We start from the raw sequence: 20,692 nt of genomic DNA, 5'->3' as shown, positions 1-20,692 counted from the left end.
TTTTAAATTTATTATTAAATCCATTTTTTCTCCATAAGTGGTTTATATACTAAAGGTACAAAGAAGTAGGAGGATGAAAGAAATGAAAAAATTACTAATCAGTTCTTTAGTTATTGGAGGATTAGCGGGATCGACTCTTGTTTACGGTCAGTTCAACTCTGTGTCTGCAGAAGAAACAGAAGAAACAGAAGACCAGTCACCTTTTTGGAATAGGGACAATCATAGTGACATGATGAGAAGCCATATGAGCTCTCAGAATAGACGACGCACTGAAAACAGTGAAAGAAGCGACTCTCGGGCTTTTGAAGAAAGAAACGAAAGCTATGAACTGGATGAAGAGGAATTCATTGAAAGCATGGAAGAACGACACAATCAAATGTGGAATTTCCGAGAAGAGAATCTATCCGAAACGGAAAGAGATCAGCTGGAAGAGTCCGAATCATTTTTCGGGAATATGAGAAACCATATGCGAGGATTTGATAATGAGTCTCTTGATTTCATGTTCGAATGGATGGAAGAGATGCATGGTACCTTTAATTCCAGAAGAGGCATGATGAACTGGAATCAGGATGATGCTGACTACGAGCAACCGGGAAATCGAAATAACAGAGAATTTATGAATCGCTTTAACTTTTTTAATTCAAATTAGATATTTAAACAGTAACTGATTAAAAGATGAATATAACTAGACAAAACTTCACTCTTTTTATATTCATCTTTTTTTAATTTTATTGATTAAATGAATAAGGAGAATCAGAAATGACCCAGAATAAAAAATACATTTTGTTAAGTATCATTTTATTAAGCTTTTTAAATAGTACATTTCCTGTATTAGGACATGCAAATAGTAGTAGGGTAGACTTAATAGAAAAAGAAAGGGACGAATTAGAACAAGACAAAGAGAAATTAAAAATAGTTATAGAGGAAGAAGAAAAAAAGTTAGAAGAACTGGGTGAAAATAAAGAAAGTTTAGAAGAAAAAGTTAAAACTATACATAAATCTATTGAAGAATTAAATCAGTCGATGGATAAACAAAAATCACAACTTTTGGAGATTAATAATGAGATAGGTGACATTCAATCAGAAATTAAGACTAAAGAGAAAATAATTAAGCAGAGAATCGGACAGTTAGAATCTCAAGCTCGAATGGTTCAGAAAAAGACAAACCCTCAAGAGATTGTATCGATGTTATTATCGTCTGAATCGTTGTCAGATTTGATTGGAAAAGTGAGCGTAATTTCTCAACTAATTAGTACCCACCAGAACAACTTGATTATACAAGAAACCGATATGGATTTATTAAGTGAGTTAGAAATAGCACTAGAAGAAGAGCAAATAAATAAAGTAAAAGAGAAAGAGAAGTTAGAGGAAGATAGTAATCAATTGGCTATTGAAAGACAGAAATTAGAGGAAACTATTATTACCATCGCAAATCAATATCAAATAAAAACAGAAGAAAAGGAAGACTATTTATTTGAATACACAAAACTATCTGAAAAAACTGATGCACTCACAAAAGAATTGATTGTTGAAGAAAATAGAAAAAACGCTCAACAGCAGGAAGAATTAAATAAAGTAGAATTAAAAACAATAAAAGATACCAACCAACTAAATGACGGTAGTGTTGAAATCGCCACTTCATCAGCTGAAAACACAGACGATTTTAGTGGCAGTGAGAGTAATTTAGTAGAAAAAAGAAATGAATGGATTAGACCAGCTCAAGGAAGAGTGACCTCTCCTTATGGCTGGAGAATCCATCCAGTCTATGGGGACAGACGGTTTCATTATGGGATTGATATTGCTGGTAGTGGCCCCATTATAGCAGCTAAATCAGGAAGAATAATAAAATCGGAGTATCATCCCTCATTAGGATATTTTGTGGAGATTGATCATAAAGATGGGTATAAGTCAATATACTCACATATGCAACCGAATTTGACTGTTTCAGTAGGTCAGAATGTTTCACAGGGACAACAGTTAGGTATTATGGGAACTACAGGCACATCAACAGGTGTTCATCTCGATTTTCAAATACTGAAAAATGATACAAATGTTGATCCAGGACCGTATATAGGTTTATAACACAAAAAATAAAATAAAGGAGTTAAAAAAATGGTAGAACTATTTAGTATCGGACATTTTAGTATTCACCTGCTGAGTGTAACTAGCGCAATCGGTATGATTATTGGCTTATTACTGATTCAAAAAGAGGGCGAACGCAAACTGCTAGATAAAGATAAGCTGATGGATTTAGGGATTTTTACTGTCTTATTTGGCATAATCGGTGCCCGACTTGGCTATATACTTTTTTTCAATTTTGATTATTACTTGAACAACCCTTCTGAGATCCTCAGATTTTCTCAGGGAGGACTCTCTATCCAAGGAGCAATACTAGCTGGGGGCGCAGCTGCATTCTTAATTATGAGAAGGAAAAATCTACCGGTCTGGAAAACAGCAGATGCGATTGTACCAGGGGTTATTTTAGGTCAGGCCATTGGACGAGTAGGCTGCGACGTGTTTGGTGTACCGATGAGCCGAAATTGGCCATGGGGTGTTATGGTGAATGGAGAACTACTTCACCCGGCTCAGCTTTATGAGGTTGCCTTGAATTATATCTTATTCCTGCTTATATGGAGAAAAAGAAAAACAGCGAAATTTGATGGAGAATTATTCTTCATATATATTATAGGATTTGCTCTTAACCGTTTTATTGTTGAATTCTTTAGAACGAACCCCCAAGGTTTAGGACCCTTGAGTATTGCACATGTCCTCAGTTTAGTGATTATAGCTTTGGGAATAATGGTACTTATATTTATGAAAAATAGAAGCTACGGAACTTCAGTTTCCGTTAACGAAGGAATCAGTTTAAGTAATTCGTTAGTTTATGGGCTAGTAGTCACTGGGTTCATTATATCGGTTGTCTTTTACTATGGAATACATTTTATATACAGTCGATAGTACTTTAAATAAGAAGGAACGAGTTGGCAAAACAGAGTATATTACTTTTTATAACCTCGATGTATATCATTACGCTTGATGAGCTAGATGATTTTTAAAATATGATTCCAAAAATCTTCAGTAGTGACTGTAAAAACTATAAATGAATAAGGTAATATTTACATGTTTCTATACAGGGAGGGCTAATTAAATTATGTGTACTATAATCAGTCCTAAACAAATTTATGTAGTGATTAATTATAGTAATAATGAAAAAAGGAGTAAAGCGAATGGACATCTTTATATATTTCATTCTAATGATGCTTGGCCATCTAGTGTTTATGTTTTTCATGCCGGGCATGCACAGCAGTAAATCTTCAGAGAAACAGGGTGATACAACTAACCATGATAAGGAAAAATTAGAATGTCAAAAAGAAAACAAGAAATTAAAAGAAGAAGTTTATGCATTACAATCAAAATTAAAGCGTAACAAACGGTGAGGAGTGTCAATTTGAAACAGCGACTTGTTAAAGTGTTAGGATTCATCTTAATTTCATTATTTATTTTGTCACTATCAATAGCGATTACAATTAATTTTACCCCATTGTATTCGTTTGATATCAATTACTTGAATATTTCAGAGAACATAAATATGTCAAAAGAACAAATATTAGTTAATTATCGGATTCTGATTGCTTACTTAAATTATCCTTGGATTTCAGAACTGACTATGCCGGATTTTTCTAGTTCTGAAAGTGGACTATTTCACTTTTATGAAGTGAAGAGGTTATTTCTAATCAATTATTCTATTCTATTAATTTCAGGAATGGGATCGCTCGGTTTTCTATTATATTCAAGAAGTAAAAAACTTCAAAAAAGTTTTTTATTATTTTTTAAAACAGGTATTTTAGTCTTACTGTCTATAATAGTTGCAGTACTAATTAGTTTTGATGCAATTTTTTTACTATTCCATCAGACATTTTTCAATAATGATGCATGGCTGTTTAACCCGGCCACTGACCCGATAATTGAGGCTCTGCCTGCTGAGTTTTTTATGCATAACTTCCTACTGGTGTTTGGCCTAAGTTTTAGTTTTTTAACTATTGGATTAATTGTAACTAAGTATAAAAAAATAAAAGAAGTACCCCTTGTCAATAATTTCAGCACTAGAAACACTAAGATTGAAAAGTAACAACATCATATTCTCAGGAAAACAAGCTCAATCTTACTGTATTCAGATGAGTTGAGTCATGGGAGATCAGAAGCCGTCTAGTTAATAAAATCAAGTAAATCATAAAGTGAGCATCAATCATTTCGATGGATGCTTACATTCTATAGAATAATTTTTTTTAGAATTAATGATTACAAATGTAGTTACAAATAGCACGTTATTTGAATCACCAATGAAGGGAGGAGAGTTATCAGATGAAGAAAAACCAGATATCTCCATCTGAATGGGAAATAATGAGAGTGATTTGGACTAACCATCCCATAACAAGTAAAGAAATAAATGAAATGTTAAAAGAAAAAACAACGTGGGAAATATCAACGACTAAAACTTTAATTGGGCGATTAGTTAATAAAGGAATGATTGACTATGAACTGAAAGGTCGCATGTATGTATATTATCCCACTTTGTCAGAAAAAGAATGCATAAGAAATAAAATCACTGAATTGTTTAATCAAGTGTGTAGTACAGAAAACAAAGTCATACTAAAAATGATTTTAGAAGATATTCCATTAAGCTTAACTGATATAGAAAGTGTAGAAGCCGTGATTGAAGAAAAGAAAAAAACAGCACCTGCTGAAGTAGTATGTGAATGTGTTAAGGGGCAATGTCACTGCAGTTTAAACAGAGATTTAAAATCACTATAACTAAAAGGAGAGGTCAAGATGAAAAACAATACTACAGTTAAAGAATCTATCTTATTGCTGGACGGAATGTCATGTGTTACTTGTGCATCTAATATTGAAAAAAAACTGAAAGACATTGAAGGAGTAAAAAATGCAAATGTAAATTTTGCTACTGAGAAAGCAAAAGTAGAACACTCTAATAGTGTTAGCATAGATTCTTTAACTGAGGCAGTTAGTGAACTAGGATACAAAGCTGTACTTGAACAAAATAAAGAAACTGAAGAAAAGGTAACATTGAAAATTGAGGGGATGACATGTACAACCTGTGCTAATACGGTAGAAAAGGGTCTTCTCACTCTGGATGGGGTTAGTTCAGCAACTGTAAATTTTGCCGCGGAGAAAGCAACTGTCGCCTACAGCTCCAAATCAGTAAGAGTGCTAGACATGCAGAAAAAGATAAGTGATTTAGGGTATAAACTGATATTGGAAGAGGATCAGGAAAACGAAATAGACGAAGATTTAGTGAAAATTAAAAAAGCCGAAAAGAGAGTAAAGCTATCTGCAACGTTATCTAGTATTATCATGATTCTTATGGTGCTGCATATGTTCATATTCCCAATTCCTGGATACTTGTTAATTATTAGTCTCTTAGGAGCACCAATCATATTTGGTGTAGGTAGACATGTGCACATAAGCAGTTGGAAGGCTCTTAAAAATAAGACCCCTAACATGGATGTATTGGTATCCTTCGGTTCTTTACCTCCGTATATTATTGGGTTAATGGGATTGTTCTTTCCCTTACAAAGTTTCATTGAGATGGCAACGACAATTATGACTTTCCATTTAATAGGTAAATACCTTGAAATCCGTGCTAAAGGAAAAGCATCACAAGCGATAAAGAAATTACTTCAGATGGGTGCTAAAACAGCTAATATAATGGTTGATGGTGAAGAAAGAGAGGTACCGGTTAAAGAATTGCAAGTCGGAGATTTAATGGTTATTCGCCCAGGGGAAAAAGTACCTACAGATGGTTTAATAATTGCAGGGAATGGGTTGTTAGATGAGTCAATGGCAACAGGGGAGTCAATGCCAGTTAAACGACAAAATGGAGAAGAAGTCATTGGTGCCACTATTAACAAACAAGGCATGTTAAAGGTAGAAGTAACTAAGGTTGGTAAAGATACATTCCTATCACAAGTTGCAAAAATGATGGAAGAATGTCAAGGATCTAAAGTGCCCATTCAAGAATTTGCTGATCGCGTTACCGGATATTTTGTTCCTGCTATCCTGTTAATAACGCTGCTTACTTTTACATCGTTCCTCATTTTCCCAGATTTTCACTTAAGTATTATTCAGTGGGGCGCAACTTTTCTACCGTGGGTTAACCCAGATTTAACTCCTCTGACTCTTGCATTCATCACAGCTACAGCTGTAATGGTAATTTCCTGTCCATGTGCATTGGGATTAGGAACCCCGACAGCTTTGATGGTCGGTAGTGGAATGGGTGCAGAAAATGGTATACTAATACGGAATGGTGAAGCAATCCAGACGTTTAAAGAAGTTAATACAATTGCATTTGATAAAACAGGAACAATTACAAAAGGCAAGCCGGAAGTAACAGATATTGTATGTGCAGAAAATATTCTGGAATCAGACTTTTTGTATTATGCCGGAACGATTGAAAAAGGATCGGAACATCCATTAGGGCATGCGATTATTGAAAAAGCCAAAATAGATAAGATGAGACTAGGAGATGTAGTGAACTTTAATGCTGTAACCGGTAAAGGAGTTACAGGATATGTTGATGATGAAAAAATACTTCTGGGAAACAGGAAGTTGATGCAAGAAAACGGCATTGCTTTTGAACCTTTTGAAAATGAAATGATCAGGATAGAAGAGGAAGCAAAAACAGCTATGTTGCTTGCTAAAGATAATCAATTTCTAGGTATCATTGCAGTAGCTGATCCTATAAAAGAAGATTCAGCAAAAACAATTGCTGCATTAGAAAAATTAGGGATTAGAACAGCGATGATTACAGGGGATAACCAACGTACCGCTAAGGCAATTGGACAGAAAGTAGGCATCAGCCATGTAATTGCTGAAGTACTTCCAGATGGGAAAGTTGATGAAATAAGAAAATTACAAGAAAAATATGGTACTGTTGCCATGGTTGGGGATGGTATTAATGATGCACCAGCTTTAAAACAAGCTAACGTAGGTATTGCAATTGGAACGGGAACAGATATAGCAATTGAAGCAGCAGATGTTACGTTAGTAAAAGGGGAACTCAGCGGAATAATCTCAGCAATAAAATTATCTAAGGCAATTTTTAAAAAAATCAAGCAAAATTATTTTTGGGCTTGGTTCTACAATGCTCTGTTTATTCCGGTGGCAGTATTTGGGCTACTCCATCCTATGATTGGCGCAGCAGCTATGGCTTTAAGCTCTTTAAATGTGGTGTATAATTCCCTAAGATTAAAGAAGAGTGATATAGGTTCGACTACTCAAGAGAGCACCAAAAGTAGACCTCAGATCAGTTAGTATTTAGATTAAATGAAAACACTCGCAAGCATAGTGAGGATAACTATAAACAGGAGCAAAAATTCATATTGTTCAGGAGGGTCAGGAATGACAGAGAACACTAATAAAACGATAAAAAAGCGTTACAATAGAGTATCTTTTTTTTATGATTCGATGGATCGGATGATGAAAGATAAATGGCGGAAGAATCTTCTCAAAGATGTTAAAGGGACTGTTCTTGAAGTGGGAATAGGTACTGGAAAAAATCTGTCATTTTACCCGGAAGGTATCCAGCTGACCGGTATTGATTTCAGTCCAAAGATGCTGGAAAAAGCGGTTGAAAAAGTTAAATCGCTTGACCTGCCTTTTCCAGTCACCCTCAACGAAATGGACATACAGCAAATGGACTTTCCAAATGACTCCTTCGATTACGTTATATCCACCTGTGTTTTCTGTTCAGTTCCCGATCCGGTAAAAGGATTGAAAGAACTTAAAAGAGTCTGCAGGCCAGATGGGAAAATTATTATGCTCGAACATATGAGAAGTGAAAATGAACTATTAGGGAAATTAATGGACATAGCTAATCCTGTACCGGTATCCATTTGGGGAGCGAATATCAACCGTAAAACTCTTGAAAACATTGAAAAAGCAGGCTTGACGATAGAAGAGAATGAAGAATTATTCCACACTATTGTCAGAAAATTAAAGTTAGTTCCGATGAAAAATCCATAATTAATCCATAATCAAAAGGTAGTATTTAGTTAGAAACATACTATAGTGTTTCAATAGACTAAATAGGAGCTGGAATAAAATGAATTTATTTAATGGCGTTTTAACTGGTTTAGTGGCATTGACGGGTGGGCTAGGATTAACACGTTTTGACGATAGTCAACAGCCTGAGCAAGGGTCAATCAATCAGGTAGAAAGTATTTATATGAATCATATGGGAAATAGTGAATCCATGCATATGGAAATGGATGGCTCTGTGATTAACTTTGGTCAGATGAAGTCTCATATACGTGAAAGTCACCCTGAGCTTAACAATAGAGAACTGAGAGAGCATTATAAAGAAATGCATGGCACTGGCGGCTCTTCTCGAAGCAATAATTTTGAAGGAATGGGAAGCATGCACTAAAGGGATTAATACGCTACAAAAGTAATCATCCTTCCGAAAAGCCGCATGATTTCGGTCATCGGTTTTTTGAATTTATCCGGTCATTCAGTTAACGTTGCCTGCAGTGACAATGTGTGAAGTCTATGCTTTCGGTTTATGGTAGTATTAATCCATAAAAATTTAAACCGATAGTCACTGTATGTAAAGGAGTTTAAGAGAAATGAATATATTAGTTGTCGATGATGAACAGTCCATTCTTGATATAATACACGCTTACTTGACTGCGCAGGGGCATACGGTATACCTGGCAACAAACGGAAAACAGGCACTTCAATTATTTAATGATAATTCTGTAGATTTTATTGTGCTTGATATCATGCTGCCTGACGTATCAGGATGGGAAATATGTGAAAATATTCGTCGGACATCATCTGTGCCGATTATCCTGCTCACCGCACGATCGAATGAAAAGGACGTGTTGAAAGGACTACAATTAGGGGCCGATGACTATATCAAGAAGCCGTTTAGTCCAAAAGAACTGCTGGCTAGAATCGCAACCGTCAATCGACGAGTTTCTAGAGATGATGAAATTAAACAGGAGAAATGGGTCTTTAATAAAGGTAACCTCATTATCTATCCGGACAGGATGGAAGTAAACGCCTACGGAAGCAAAATTGTATTAACTCATACAGAATTTGACCTGTTGCTAATCATGGCTAGCAATCCCAAGCATGTGTTTTCAAGAGAGCAGCTTTTGGAAAAGGTTAAAGGTCTTGAAGCAACCGCCTTGGACAGAGTTATAGACTCTCATATCAAAAATTTAAGAGCCAAAATTGAAGAAAACCCAAGAAAGCCGCTCTATATTGAGACTGTTCATGGTGCCGGCTATCGGTTTGGGGTGACACATGAAAAAAACACTGTTTAGCCATCTATTCTTCTATATACTAGGCGGAAGTATAAGTGTCATTGCTCTATTCAGTTTTCTCACTTTTCAAATTACCGGAGACCAGTTTGATGATTATTTAAGTCAGCGTTTCATAGCGGAAAGAGAATCCGTGGTAGAAACAATCGAAACAGCATATATTGAAGAAGGAGTATGGGATGAAGAAGTTCTTTCTGCGACGATTCAGAATGCGATGCATTCACATATACTGGTAAGTGTAGAGGATGCTGAAGGAAATGAGATTATCAGTCAGACTTCTCCAATGAGGCAGCATATGCAGAGGATGCGGACAACAGAATTAATACCCGATGAAAACTGGCTTGAAGAAGAAATAGGGTTGTTTTCAGACGGTGCGAATATAGGTACGGCAGTTATTACGTATCCAGGCTTACAGGATTATACAGCAGAAGAAGAAGAGTTTCTGCAGGATTTAACCTTACTGATTTTTCTGATGGGAATATTATCTGTAGTCATAGCGGGGATAGTAGCTTACCTGATTTCTAAACGCTTAAGCAAACCGATTGCCGATACAAGCATAATGACTCAAAAGATTGCTCGGGGAGAAACTCTAGGAGCCGTCAAAGTAGATGAAAAAATCAGTGAACTCTATAATCTGCAGGAAAGTGTCAACACGTTAGCCGCTCAGTTGGCCCAGCAGAAACTGATTCGTAATCAGATGGTATCAGATTTAGCTCATGAAGTGAGAACACCCCTGACCACCCTTCAGGGAAATATTGAAGCCATGATTGATGGTGTCTGGGAAGTTACACCTGAACGTTTAACAAGCCTTGACAGACAGGTGAAAAGACTAGCAAACCTGATTCAAATGATTGATCAGCTGGAAGATGCAGAGTCAAGTACATCGAGGATTGAACGAGAACAAGTTGACATTAAAGCACTCCTTTTATCTGTACTCATGGCGTTTGAACATCAGGCAGAAGAGAAAGGCATTTCCTTGATGCTGAAAGCAGAGTCAGTAAGGGTTTCTGCGGATCGAAACAAGCTGGAGCAAGTTTTTTCAAACCTCCTATCGAATGCCTTAAAATATACTCCTGAAGGGGGAGAGATTATTTTTTGGGCGAGACGGGTGAAGGATAAGGCCATCATCAAAATTAAAGATAATGGGCAAGGTATTCCTCAAGATAAATCAGCTTATATTTTTGAACGGTTTTATCAGGTAGAACCTTCCCGGAACAGTGAATTGCAGGGGCAGGGGATTGGTCTTGCTGTCGTAAAAAGCCTTGTAGAAGCTCATGGAGGAACCGTTGAAGTGGAAAGTGAAGAAAATGTAGGAACAACATTTACTATCATTCTTCCCATTACCAAAGATTGAACCTATGAAAAAGAAGGGATTAAAATGAAAAAATTACTATTTTTAGGATTAAGCGCGGCCTTTATTCTGGCTGGATGCGCGGATACGGAAGAACAGGAAACAGAAACGCAAACAGATATCGAATCTGTTGAAGAAGAAGCGGGACATGATGAAATGATGGATATGGACCATGATGGTGATATTCCTGAAGGACTGCAGGAAGCAGAAAACCCGAGATACCCAGTCGGAAGCAACGTTATTATAACTGCTGACCATATGCCTGGCATGGAAGGAGCTGAAGCAACTATTGCCGGAGCTTTTGATACAGTGATTTATGAAGTGAGTTATACCCCTACAGATGGCGGAGAAAGAGTGCTGGACCATAAGTGGGTCATTCATGAAGACCTGGAAGACGGAGCCGATGTTGCTGAAGCGGGAGATGAAGTTGTCTTAGAAGCTGATCATATGGACGGCATGCATGGAGCAACCGCCTTTGTTGAAGAAGCTATCCATGGAACCGTCTATGCAGTTGATTTTGATTCTACTATTGATGGTGAAAGAATTACGAATCATATGTGGATGACGGAAGACGAGCTCGAAGAAGTAGAATAATAAAAAAGAGACTGACTGACGCATATGAATCAGCGCCAGTCAGTCTCTTTTAATATTCTCTATTCAATAACACCACAACAGTTTTTAATGTGTATAATTGTCAAAATACCCCTGAATGAAAATAATAGGCGTGCCTTTGTCTCCGCTTCCGGATGTCAAATCTGACAATGATCCAATTAAATCAGTCAGACGTCTTGGTGTCGTTCCCTGAGCTTCCATCTGTCCAACTAGATCCGCCCCTTTATTTACGATGTGTTCTGAGATAGCTGCTTTCAGTTCGTTTCCTCTTAAATGAGCAAAGTTGTTGTCGGCAAGGTATTTCAGTTTCACTTCGTTAGGTGTACCGTCCAGACCGCTTGTATAAGCAGGAGATACCACAGGATCCGCCAGTTCCCAGATTTGTCCGACCGGGTCTTTAAACGCGCCATCGCCATAAATCATGACTTCAACTGTCTTCCCGGTTTCTTTTTTCAGCCGAGCCTGGATCGCTTCCACTAGAGGCTGACCGTTGTTTGGGAAAAGCTTGACGGTTTCCTCAGTTGCCTTGTTGGAACCTAACAGACCGTAATCTGAATTGTAGCCGCTGCCGTCCAATGATTCAGACAGGATATCATCCAGACCGAACACTTTTTCAGCACCTTCAGCCTTGACCAGACGCTTCGTGCGGAAACGGCTGTGAATGTCGCAGGCCAATACATTTTTAGTATAGTTAACAATAGTTTTCGCATCATTAGAAAAAATGACTTCACATTCTGCGCCTTCATTTTCTACCAGTGATTTGTAGTAATCGATATAGTCGACACCAGTAAATGGATGAGCTTTGTATCCAAAGTAATTACGGAATTCCGATTCGCTTAAGACATCTGACCAGGGATTGATACCGTGGTCGTCTAATTCATCCAGCGAGACCAGGTGATTACCCACTTCATCAGAAGGATAACTCAGCAGAAGAACGACTTTGCCAGTTCCTCGGGCGATACCTCTTAAAATGTTTGAGAAACGGTTACGACTGAGGATAGGGAAAACAACTCCGACCGGTTCACCATCAAATTTTCTTCCGACGTCTGTTGCGATGTGATCCAAAGTAGCATAATTTCCCTGAGCACGGGCTACGATGGATTCAGTAATCGTTACGATATCCTGATCCATAATCTCATAGCCTTCTGCTTTAGCAGAGTCAAGCACCGTATCTACAACAATCGATTCCATATTGTCGCCTTCATTGATGATCGGACTGCGCAGCCCGCGGACGACTGTCCCAACTGTTCTTTGCAAAATAATCTCTCCTGTAAATCGTATTTGATAGAAAATAGAAAAAGGGCACAAAAACCCTTATATAGTATACATAAAATAAAGACAAATTTAAATCCTGTTTTAACAATGTTCTTGTCAGATAGGGGTATATCCTGTCATAGATTTCTAGTAATATGAGATTGTATTAGTCAGTAATAGCTGAATAGTAAGAATCAGAGGAGCAGATGATATGTATCGTGTCATACACCAGTTAAACGAACAGAATTTTGATCGGCCTATTACCAAAAGTGAAGCAGCCGTATTAGCTTACCTAAAAGAAAATTTTAGTAAGATACCTCGTGAGACTGTAGTGAAGATAGCTCACGAGAGTTATACGTCTCAGGCCACCATAAACCGGACGGCTAAACTTTTGGGCTTTAAAGGGTTCAGTGATTTAAAGTATGCAATTAAAGAAGATGTGGCACTGATGAATTCAGGTACTGATAGTCACATACGTAATACTGAATACGTATTATCAAAAATTGACTTTGACAGTTCAGACTGTTTAGTTAAAGAGCTTTTTAAAAGCAGACATAAGCTTCTTTTATTCGGATTAGGGGCATCTAATGTATCAGCACAGTATATGGCGAGACAACTTCTATACCTAGGGATTCCTGCTATTGTAGTATCAGAACTTCAGATGCTGAAGAGGTTTGAAGACTATACTATATTAATTTTATCTAGTTCGGGAGAAACTCAAAGGTGTCTGCAAATTATGCATGATGCAAAAAAAGTGAATATGAAGGTTTTGTCTATTACAAAGAAAGAGTCTTCAATCATGCAAGGAAGTGACTGTGCTTTCTGTCATGATGTAGCGGTCGATAAAATGGAAGGTATATCCCGTGAACAGCAGCTGCATATGATACTCATGATCAATGAAGTCATCAATAAACTCAAAGGGGAGCACTTTTCTGATCAGCATTGAGTCGTCTGCTGGAACTAATATACTTTGGAGATCATTAGAATCGGATGATCTCTTTTTTTAGTGCTATTGTGGATAATTATCCGAGGTTATGGAAAGCACTTACGTATGAAAGCGGTATACTAAGTATGCAAATAAATAGAGCACGTATAAGGAGAGTTTTATGAAAAGAGATATTCAAATTTTAATGCATACACACTGGGACCGGGAATGGTACTTTACGAAAGACGAGACTAAAGTGCTTCTACGTAACCACATGCAGGAAGTGATGGAATATCTGGAAACCAATCCAGATACCATTTATATATTGGATGGTCAGAGTGTCATGATTGATGATTATCTGGAGCTTGAGCCTGAAGCAGAGGATAGATTGAGAAAACTTATCACAAGTGGAAGTCTAAGAGTAGGTCCATGGTATACACAGACAGACTTGTTACTGGTCCATGGTGAGTCTATTTACCGTAATCTTTATTATGGAATAAAACGAGCAAGAGAATTCGGTAATCCTATGCTGGTAGGCTACGCTCCTGACACCTTTGGTCACGCCAGCCAAATGCCGCAGATTTACAGACAGTTTGGCATTGATTCTACGTTTTTCTGGAGAGGATTTAGTGAACTCAAAGCTGAAAAATCGGATTTCATCTGGAAAGGAATCGATGGATCCGAAATAGTTGGAGTGAATCTTGCGACAGGTTATCAAGGGGCAAAATATTTAGAAAATAAAGAAGACGAGCTGAAAAACCGCATGAAAAAAATAATGTCAGTCCTAGATAAATATTCTGCATCGAATGCTCGTCTGATAATGAATGGACATGACCAGATGCCCATTCAGAAAAATATAAAAGAAGTTATGACAAAGATTCAAAGCCTTTACCCCGATGATACTGTTAGAATCAGTGATTTTGAGACATATGTGAATGCGTTAGATAAAAGTGAACTGGAAGTGGTATCTGGTGAATTAGTAGATAGTAAGCATGCACGAATCCATCGTACGATAGGTTCGACCAGAATGGATATTAAATTGCTCAATTCAGAAATTGAAAACAAGTTGTACAATGTTCTGGAACCGCTCGCAGTTATTGGTGAACAAGCAGGCGTTCTATATCCTCATAGTGTGATAGAAAAGGTGGCAAAGATCCTCTTCGGAACTCATGCTCATGACAGTATTGGGGGATGTAATTCAGACAAAGTCAATCAGGATATTAAACAGCGTCTTCTAAATGCACTTGAAATGGTAGATACACAGATCGAGTTGCACCTGCGTCTGCTCACAATGGGGGATGTAGACAACGACTATACTATTGCAGTGGTCAATGCACTACCAGAAAAACGTGAAAATCAGATCGTTACTTTTGACATGCTGACGCGGTCAAAATCTTTTATTCTCTATGATGAAGAAGGGAATACAGTGCCATATAGTGTAATATCCCAGAATCAAGAGGATGCAGGTCTGATCGACAGACAAGTAGCAGCGCGTCTTCAGGATATTAAGGTGTGGAGAACATATATTACTGTGCCAGTTAAATCGATTGAAGGTCTTAGTATCGAGTATTATACCTATGAGGAAGTAGAGAGCAACGACGCTTCCCCTGAAGAAAAACAGGAGAGTACAATAGAAAACAATTTCGGTCGAGTAATCATCAAAGATAATCAGCTACATTACAAAGACTTGAATAATAATAGAGTATACGAGAATATTCTTTCCATTGAAACCGGTGGAGATGATGGGGACAGTTATGATTATTCACCGCCTATTAACGACTGGATACTGAATAGTACCGAGGCAGCAGAGATTAATTCTTCTGTGATCAAGACGGATCATTATCAGAAAATGAATATTAAACTCACTATGACTGTTCCTGAAACTACTCAGGATCGAGAAAATAAAAAGGCAAACAAAGAAGTAGCTTTCACAGGGACACTTATGCTTTACCCAGATGACTCAAAACTTTATGTCAACCTCACTCACACTAACCATACAAAGGATAATCGATACCGAGCAGTAATAAAAACAGGCATACAGTCTGAGCAGGTTAAAGTGGATGGGTACTTGAGTAGTCAGAACAAGCCTATGTATAATGAACAGGCTTTAAATATTTGGAAAGAAGACAAATGGGTAGAAAAGCCAGTCAGTGTAGAAACTGCTCAAAGTTTTATTACATTAAAAAACGAAGAAAGTCAATGTACCGTTTACACCGATGGACTTAAAGAGTATGAAGTGCTGGATGATCGGATTCATCTGACCCTGTTCAGAACATTTTCTCACTTAGGCAAACGAAATCTGGTTAATCGACCAGGAAGACCCTCAGGAATTGAAATTGAAACACCAGACAATCAGATGTTGAATGAAACATTTACCTTCCGCTTCGCCATTGATTTCAAGCAGACCGATCAGGAAAGCAAACGAGCAAAAGAATACCTGACTCCACTCATCGGTTATCAGCAGAAAGAATTCAACCGCTTCAATATCAATCCTAGAGAGAATGTAACAACAACTCATGAACATCTCTCACTTGAATTAAATGAATTGACTGTTTCTGCAGTTAAACTGACAGAGGAAGGTGACTTATTCCTGAGACTATTTAACCCTCAAGAAACAGATGTGACAGTTGTTTTGCCAGAAAACTCTTATCTGGCTACTCCTATGGAAGAAAAAATCAGTACCACAAACTCACTAACTTTAACACCGCAACAGATCGGTAATCTAATTATAAATCGATAACAGAAAAGGGGTTTTATTATGTCAAATTTTAAAAAGAATTTCCAGAGCTTCGGGAAGTCTCTGCTTTTCCCAATCAGTCTCTTGTCTTTTATGGCCATTTTCCTGGGACTGGCAGCAGCGCTCCAGAACCCTAATATTATTGAAGGGGTACCATTTCTGGCCAACGAAACCCTTCAGAATGTTTTCGGACTGATTAGACGTATTGCGGGGCTGCCATTCGGACATCTACCGCTACTGTTTGCGATGTCTATTCCTTTAGGGATGGTCAAACGAGATAAAGAAGTCGCTGTATATGCAGGTGCTGTAGGCTATATCGCAATGCTTTTAGGTATGAGCTATTTCCTTCAAGTACAAGGGTTCACTGCTGATACAACATCTGTTGACTATCTGATGAATACAGAAGGGTTGAGTCAGGTTGAAGCTACTCTCCAGAACTCACTTTTTACCCAGACGCTAGGTATTTTTGTCTACAACACAAATGTAATTGGAGGAATCATTGCAGGACTGATGGGTGTCTTTCTGCATAATAAATTCCGAGAAACAGAGCTGCATCAATCTTTGACCTTTTACAGTGGCAAGCGATTTGTTCCAATCGTCTCTGCTCTGGTAATGGTAGTTGTCGGACTGCTCCTGACATTTGTCTGGCCACTCGTCAACATGGCGATTATCTGGACTGGTGAACTGATTAGTGAAAGTGGCTATTTCGGAACTTTCCTCTACGGTTTTACTGAGAAAATCATCAATCCGACCGGTTTACATCACATTCTGAACCAGACGTTCCGATTCACTGCATTGGGAGGTGTGGAAAATATCGAAGGGGAAACCTTAGTTGGAGCACTTCAAATTTATCTGTATCAGCTGGATAATAATCTGACATTTTCTAGAGAAGCAACACAGTATCTCGCTCAAGGTAAAATTCTACACATGGTGTTTGGTATGCCAGCTGCAGTTTTAGCAATGTATCGAATGGCTTTACCAGAAAAAAGAGATCGTGTATTGAAATTCTTCCTAGCTGGATTGACAGCGGTCATTCTAACAGGAATTACTGAACCTATTGAATTCACATTCATTTTCATATCACCTGTATTATGGATCGTCAATGCCATTTTTGCCGGACTGGCATTCCTCATACCGGCAATGTTCGGAGTTGCTATAGGTAATATTCAAGGTGGGATCATCGACTGGCTTGTCTTCGGAGTATTTCAGGGTATGGCTACTAGATGGTACGTTTTCCTGATAGCCGGACCGATTTTCTTTGCACTTTACTATTACAGCTATACTTTCATAATTTCTAAATTCAATGTCATGACGATTGGTAGACGAGCGAATGACTTTGATGATACAGAAGAAGTTGAAGGCGTAACAGTCGCTGAAGCAGATCGTCAAACAGCTGAGTATATAGTAGATGGACTAGGTGGGCTTAACAATATCGTTGATGTGGATAATTGTATCAGTCGGCTTAGAGTCGAGGTAAAAGACGGTAAGCTTGTTCATGAAGATTTGCTTAAGAAGACAAATCCTAACGGAATAGTCAGACCTGATGCGAACACTGTTCATGTCGTGTATGGCGGACGCATCTCAAAAATGCGAAATATAGTTGATAATTATATGTATGAGGCAAAAGGATCACAGTAGTATTTAAATCAAGAGAAAAGGGGAAGGTTAGAATGAGAAAGAATAACATTGTACTAGTCGGCGGAGGATCAACATGGACTCCAGGCATATTGAAAGCAATGACGACACATTTGGACGACTTTGCTTTAAATCGAGTGGTACTTTACGATATCAATGAAGAGCGTCAGGAAGTTATAGGTGATTTTGCTAAAATACTATTTAAAGAAGAAGCGCCTGAGGTTGAGGTTGTATACACTACTGATAAAGAAGTGGCATACTCCGACGTAGATTTTGTATTCTGTCAGATGCGTACAGGCGGATTTGATATGCGTGAAAAAGACGAGAAAATCCCTTTAAGTTTAGGGGTTGTAGGTCAGGAGACATGTGGGCCAGGAGGGTTTGCATATGGTCTACGTTCAATAAGAGATATGGTAGAAATGGTCAAGGATGTTCGCCGCCTAAGTCCTGATGCTTGGATTTTAAACTACACCAATCCGGCAGCAATCGTTGCCTTAGCGCTTGATAAAATTTTCCCTGAGGAAGATAGAATCCTTAACATTTGTGATCAGCCGGTTAACTTACTACGGTCTTACTCCAAACTGATTGATCACGATGTTAATAAACTTGAACCTGTTTACTTTGGTCTTAATCATTTCGGATGGTTCACGAACATATACGATGAAACAGGGAAAGACCGAGCTCCAGAACTTAAAGATATTATCTTGCAAGGCGGCTTCAGACCTGTTGATGCAGAACAGCGAGATCAGTCATGGCTAGACACTTATGCTATGGTCGAAGACATGTTGACAGACTTTCCTGACTACCTGCCGAACACGTATCTTCAATATTACCTGTACCCTGAATACAAGCTCTCTACTTCTGATCCTGAGCGTACACGTACAGATGAAGTCAGAGAAGGAAGAGAGAAGAAAGTCTTTGCGGAATGTCGTCGTATTGTAGAAAACGGAACAGCCAGAGATTCTAAAGTTGTTCATAATGATGCTCATGGGGATATGATGGTAGAGGTTGCTGCATCTATTGCAAACAACCTCCGTAAAACATTTGTTGTGATGGTTAGGAACGACGGTATCGTCTCAAATCTCCCTGAGGATAGCATGGTGGAAGTAGCTGCTTCACTGGGAGCAAATGGTCCTGCACCGTATGCGGTTGGACACATTGATACCTTCTATAAAGGACTTATTGAAAACCAGTATGCGTTTGAAAAACTTACTGTGGAAGCCTATATGGAAGAGTCATATGGCAAGGCTCTTCAGGCACTGACATTAAATCGTACAGTCGGAGACGCGAAGAAAGCCCGAAAAGTACTGGATGCGTTGATTGAAGCTAACGCAGCCTACTGGCCAGAGTTAAAATAAATCGGGTAAAACGTGACGGACATTATCCGTCACGTTTTATTTTTCAATCATAAAGTATTTACGCTATTTTTGATAAACCTTTCCTAAAAAGGGTTAGTTCAGCGCGCTCATCCGATACCATCACATATGGTAATATAAGGAGAGTGATAATTACGATTTCAGCGTACGCTGATTATATGATACCGAAAAATGAGTACTGTCAATTTAACTGCTATCATTCCTTTATCAAAAAAAGATATAGTATCATGCACAAAAATGCTTTACAAATTTATCAGTTAAATATAGGAGGTCGTATAGATTGAAAATCATTGCAGCAATCGATTCCTTCAAAGGGTCAATGACTAGTGAAGAGGCAAATCAGTCGGTGATCGATGCACTGCCACATCATGAAGTTGTAAGCTTTCCTATCGCTGACGGCGGAGAAGGCACAGTCGAGGCCTTTGTTAAAGCGGAAAATGGAAAAGTAATTACCCAACCTATTACTGGCGTCAACGGTCAGCCTTATGAGGGCCGATGGGGATGGATCGAAGAAAATAAGACAGCGGTCATTGAAGTCGCAGAAGGAGCCGGAATCATTCAGGCAGATCCTGAAACTTTTCATCCTGAAAATCATACCAGTTACGGTGTGGGGGAACAGATCATACAGGCGCTTGATTACGGGGCTGAAACGATTATCCTTGGTCTGGGCGGCAGTGCGACAACCGATGGAGGAATGGGCATGCTTCAGGCGCTTGGGGTAATATTTAAAGATGTAGAAGGAAAGTCTCTTCCAGTATTGCCTGTCAATTTGAAAGCAGTCGAAGCCATAGATGCCTCTGAACTGGATGAACGGGCGACTTCTGTGAAATGGGAGCTGGCTTCGGATGTGTCCAACCCTCTTTTGGGACAGAACGGAGCCGTCTATGTATTCGGGGAACAGAAGGGGCTATCCAAAGATGAGCTGCCAGACTATGACGAGGCAATGGCTGAATATGCCCGCCTAGTTGAAGAGTGCACACAGAGTAAGATGACTGAAATAGAAGGAGCGGGAGCTGCCGGGGGAATTGGGTTTGCGGCATTATCCTTTTTTGGATGCACCTTCCAGAGCGGCCTGACTCTATTGGCTGATAGAGGCAACTTCAAGGCTCTTTTAAATGATGCAGACCTGGTAATTACTGGAGAAGGAAAATTCGATACCCAGTCTCTTCAAGGTAAGGTTCCTGTAGGGATCAGCCGCATGTGCAGGGAAACTGATGTCCCAGTGATTCTGTTTGCCGGAAAAATCGAAGAAGGTCTAGCAGATGTTCCTGAAGAGCATATCCAAGCTGTCCTGCCGATCGTGGACGCACCGATGACTTTGAAAGAAGCGATGGACAAAGGACCTGAGCTACTGGAACGAGCAGTCAGGCGTGCCTTTAAACTCATCGATGCAACCAAATTTAGATAACTAAAAAAAGCGGACCGCTTCTCCCATCAAGGAAGCGGTCCGCTTTT

General features: G+C 38.6%; 18 protein-coding genes. 17 read left to right on the top strand and 1 reads right to left on the bottom strand.

Annotation, left to right across the window (positions count from 1 at the left end; translation table 11 throughout):
• The first annotated feature begins 82 nt into the window (after positions 1-82).
• From BMX79_RS09195 to BMX79_RS09140, 12 genes are all read left to right on the top strand, one after another.
• Positions 83-649 carry a hypothetical protein gene (locus tag BMX79_RS09195; RefSeq protein ID WP_091481920.1) on the top strand — a complete coding sequence of 189 codons (567 nt, stop codon included), beginning with the start codon at positions 83-85 and terminating at the stop codon, positions 647-649.
• A gap of 110 nt (positions 650-759) precedes the next feature.
• Complete coding sequence (locus BMX79_RS09190; protein WP_091481917.1) at positions 760-2,082, top strand: peptidoglycan DD-metalloendopeptidase family protein; 1,323 nt, start codon at positions 760-762, stop codon at positions 2,080-2,082.
• 30 nt (positions 2,083-2,112) lie between these two features.
• On the top strand, positions 2,113-2,958 hold the full coding sequence (lgt, locus tag BMX79_RS09185; RefSeq protein ID WP_091481914.1) for a prolipoprotein diacylglyceryl transferase: 846 nt from the start codon (positions 2,113-2,115) through the stop codon (positions 2,956-2,958).
• Positions 2,959-3,227: 269 nt separating this feature from the next.
• Positions 3,228-3,437 carry a hypothetical protein gene (locus tag BMX79_RS09180; RefSeq protein WP_091481912.1) on the top strand — a complete coding sequence of 70 codons (210 nt, stop codon included), beginning with the start codon at positions 3,228-3,230 and terminating at the stop codon, positions 3,435-3,437.
• A gap of 11 nt (positions 3,438-3,448) precedes the next feature.
• The gene (locus BMX79_RS09175) at positions 3,449-4,129 is read left to right on the top strand and encodes a TIGR01906 family membrane protein (protein WP_091481909.1); all 681 of its coding nucleotides are present in this window, start codon (positions 3,449-3,451) and stop codon (positions 4,127-4,129) included.
• Positions 4,130-4,362: 233 nt separating this feature from the next.
• Positions 4,363-4,812, top strand: coding sequence for a CopY/TcrY family copper transport repressor (locus tag BMX79_RS09170; protein ID WP_091481906.1), 450 nt, complete (start codon positions 4,363-4,365; stop codon positions 4,810-4,812).
• An 18-nt stretch (positions 4,813-4,830) separates the two neighbouring features.
• Positions 4,831-7,332, top strand: a complete 2,502-nt coding sequence (locus tag BMX79_RS09165) for a heavy metal translocating P-type ATPase (protein ID WP_091481904.1) — start codon at positions 4,831-4,833, stop codon at positions 7,330-7,332.
• A gap of 87 nt (positions 7,333-7,419) precedes the next feature.
• Entirely contained in the window at positions 7,420-8,043 is a 624-nt protein-coding gene (locus BMX79_RS09160) for a class I SAM-dependent methyltransferase (RefSeq protein WP_091481901.1), read from the top strand.
• 79 nt (positions 8,044-8,122) lie between these two features.
• Positions 8,123-8,446 carry a hypothetical protein gene (locus BMX79_RS09155; RefSeq protein ID WP_091481899.1) on the top strand — a complete coding sequence of 108 codons (324 nt, stop codon included), beginning with the start codon at positions 8,123-8,125 and terminating at the stop codon, positions 8,444-8,446.
• Between the two features lie 199 nt (positions 8,447-8,645).
• A complete protein-coding gene (locus BMX79_RS09150; RefSeq protein ID WP_091481896.1) occupies positions 8,646-9,350 on the top strand; it encodes a response regulator transcription factor in 705 nt (234 codons plus the stop codon).
• Entirely contained in the window at positions 9,331-10,701 is a 1,371-nt protein-coding gene (locus tag BMX79_RS09145; protein ID WP_091481894.1) for a sensor histidine kinase, read from the top strand. Before BMX79_RS09150 ends, BMX79_RS09145 begins: the two co-directional genes overlap by 20 nt.
• 24 nt (positions 10,702-10,725) lie before the next feature.
• Positions 10,726-11,292, top strand: a complete 567-nt coding sequence (locus BMX79_RS09140; protein ID WP_091481891.1) for a YdhK family protein — start codon at positions 10,726-10,728, stop codon at positions 11,290-11,292.
• An 84-nt stretch (positions 11,293-11,376) separates the two neighbouring features.
• Here the strand turns inward: BMX79_RS09140 and BMX79_RS09135 are convergent, their stop codons facing one another.
• Positions 11,377-12,567, bottom strand: a complete 1,191-nt coding sequence (locus BMX79_RS09135) for a coenzyme F420-0:L-glutamate ligase (RefSeq protein ID WP_091481888.1) — start codon at positions 12,565-12,567, stop codon at positions 11,377-11,379.
• A 208-nt stretch (positions 12,568-12,775) separates the two neighbouring features.
• Between BMX79_RS09135 and BMX79_RS09130 the strand changes: the two genes are divergently transcribed.
• The 5 genes from BMX79_RS09130 to BMX79_RS09110 all read left to right on the top strand — a co-directional run bounded on the left by BMX79_RS09130 (position 12,776) and on the right by BMX79_RS09110 (position 20,645).
• Entirely contained in the window at positions 12,776-13,510 is a 735-nt protein-coding gene (locus BMX79_RS09130) for a MurR/RpiR family transcriptional regulator (protein WP_091481886.1), read from the top strand.
• Between the two features lie 160 nt (positions 13,511-13,670).
• Positions 13,671-16,229, top strand: coding sequence for a glycoside hydrolase family 38 N-terminal domain-containing protein (locus tag BMX79_RS09125; RefSeq protein WP_091481883.1), 2,559 nt, complete (start codon positions 13,671-13,673; stop codon positions 16,227-16,229).
• An 18-nt stretch (positions 16,230-16,247) separates the two neighbouring features.
• Complete coding sequence (locus BMX79_RS09120; RefSeq protein WP_091481880.1) at positions 16,248-17,864, top strand: PTS transporter subunit EIIC; 1,617 nt, start codon at positions 16,248-16,250, stop codon at positions 17,862-17,864.
• Between the two features lie 32 nt (positions 17,865-17,896).
• Complete coding sequence (locus BMX79_RS09115) at positions 17,897-19,219, top strand: 6-phospho-alpha-glucosidase (protein ID WP_091481877.1); 1,323 nt, start codon at positions 17,897-17,899, stop codon at positions 19,217-19,219.
• A 298-nt stretch (positions 19,220-19,517) separates the two neighbouring features.
• The gene (locus BMX79_RS09110; protein ID WP_091481875.1) at positions 19,518-20,645 is read left to right on the top strand and encodes a glycerate kinase family protein; all 1,128 of its coding nucleotides are present in this window, start codon (positions 19,518-19,520) and stop codon (positions 20,643-20,645) included.
• Positions 20,646-20,692 lie beyond the last annotated feature (47 nt).

The sequence above is a fragment of the Alkalibacterium pelagium genome (assembly GCF_900109325.1).
Classification (GTDB): domain Bacteria; phylum Bacillota; class Bacilli; order Lactobacillales; family Carnobacteriaceae_A; genus Alkalibacterium; species Alkalibacterium pelagium.
This window is presented reverse-complemented; position numbering and strand designations above follow the sequence as displayed.

Excerpts from the sequence above, each read along its gene's own strand:
- BMX79_RS09195 (WP_091481920.1), top strand. The coding sequence starts at position 83 with ATGAAAAAATTACTAATCAGTTCTTTAGTTATTGGAGGATTAGCGGGA.
- BMX79_RS09190 (WP_091481917.1), top strand. The coding sequence starts at position 760 with ATGACCCAGAATAAAAAATACATTTTGTTAAGTATCATTTTATTAAGC.
- lgt (WP_091481914.1), top strand. The coding sequence starts at position 2,113 with ATGGTAGAACTATTTAGTATCGGACATTTTAGTATTCACCTGCTGAGT.
- BMX79_RS09180 (WP_091481912.1), top strand. The coding sequence starts at position 3,228 with ATGGACATCTTTATATATTTCATTCTAATGATGCTTGGCCATCTAGTG.
- BMX79_RS09170 (WP_091481906.1), top strand. The coding sequence starts at position 4,363 with ATGAAGAAAAACCAGATATCTCCATCTGAATGGGAAATAATGAGAGTG.
- BMX79_RS09165 (WP_091481904.1), top strand. The coding sequence starts at position 4,831 with ATGAAAAACAATACTACAGTTAAAGAATCTATCTTATTGCTGGACGGA.
- BMX79_RS09160 (WP_091481901.1), top strand. The coding sequence starts at position 7,420 with ATGACAGAGAACACTAATAAAACGATAAAAAAGCGTTACAATAGAGTA.
- BMX79_RS09155 (WP_091481899.1), top strand. The coding sequence starts at position 8,123 with ATGAATTTATTTAATGGCGTTTTAACTGGTTTAGTGGCATTGACGGGT.
- BMX79_RS09150 (WP_091481896.1), top strand. The coding sequence starts at position 8,646 with ATGAATATATTAGTTGTCGATGATGAACAGTCCATTCTTGATATAATA.
- BMX79_RS09145 (WP_091481894.1), top strand. The coding sequence starts at position 9,331 with ATGAAAAAAACACTGTTTAGCCATCTATTCTTCTATATACTAGGCGGA.
- BMX79_RS09140 (WP_091481891.1), top strand. The coding sequence starts at position 10,726 with ATGAAAAAATTACTATTTTTAGGATTAAGCGCGGCCTTTATTCTGGCT.
- BMX79_RS09130 (WP_091481886.1), top strand. The coding sequence starts at position 12,776 with ATGTATCGTGTCATACACCAGTTAAACGAACAGAATTTTGATCGGCCT.
- BMX79_RS09125 (WP_091481883.1), top strand. The coding sequence starts at position 13,671 with ATGAAAAGAGATATTCAAATTTTAATGCATACACACTGGGACCGGGAA.
- BMX79_RS09120 (WP_091481880.1), top strand. The coding sequence starts at position 16,248 with ATGTCAAATTTTAAAAAGAATTTCCAGAGCTTCGGGAAGTCTCTGCTT.
- BMX79_RS09115 (WP_091481877.1), top strand. The coding sequence starts at position 17,897 with ATGAGAAAGAATAACATTGTACTAGTCGGCGGAGGATCAACATGGACT.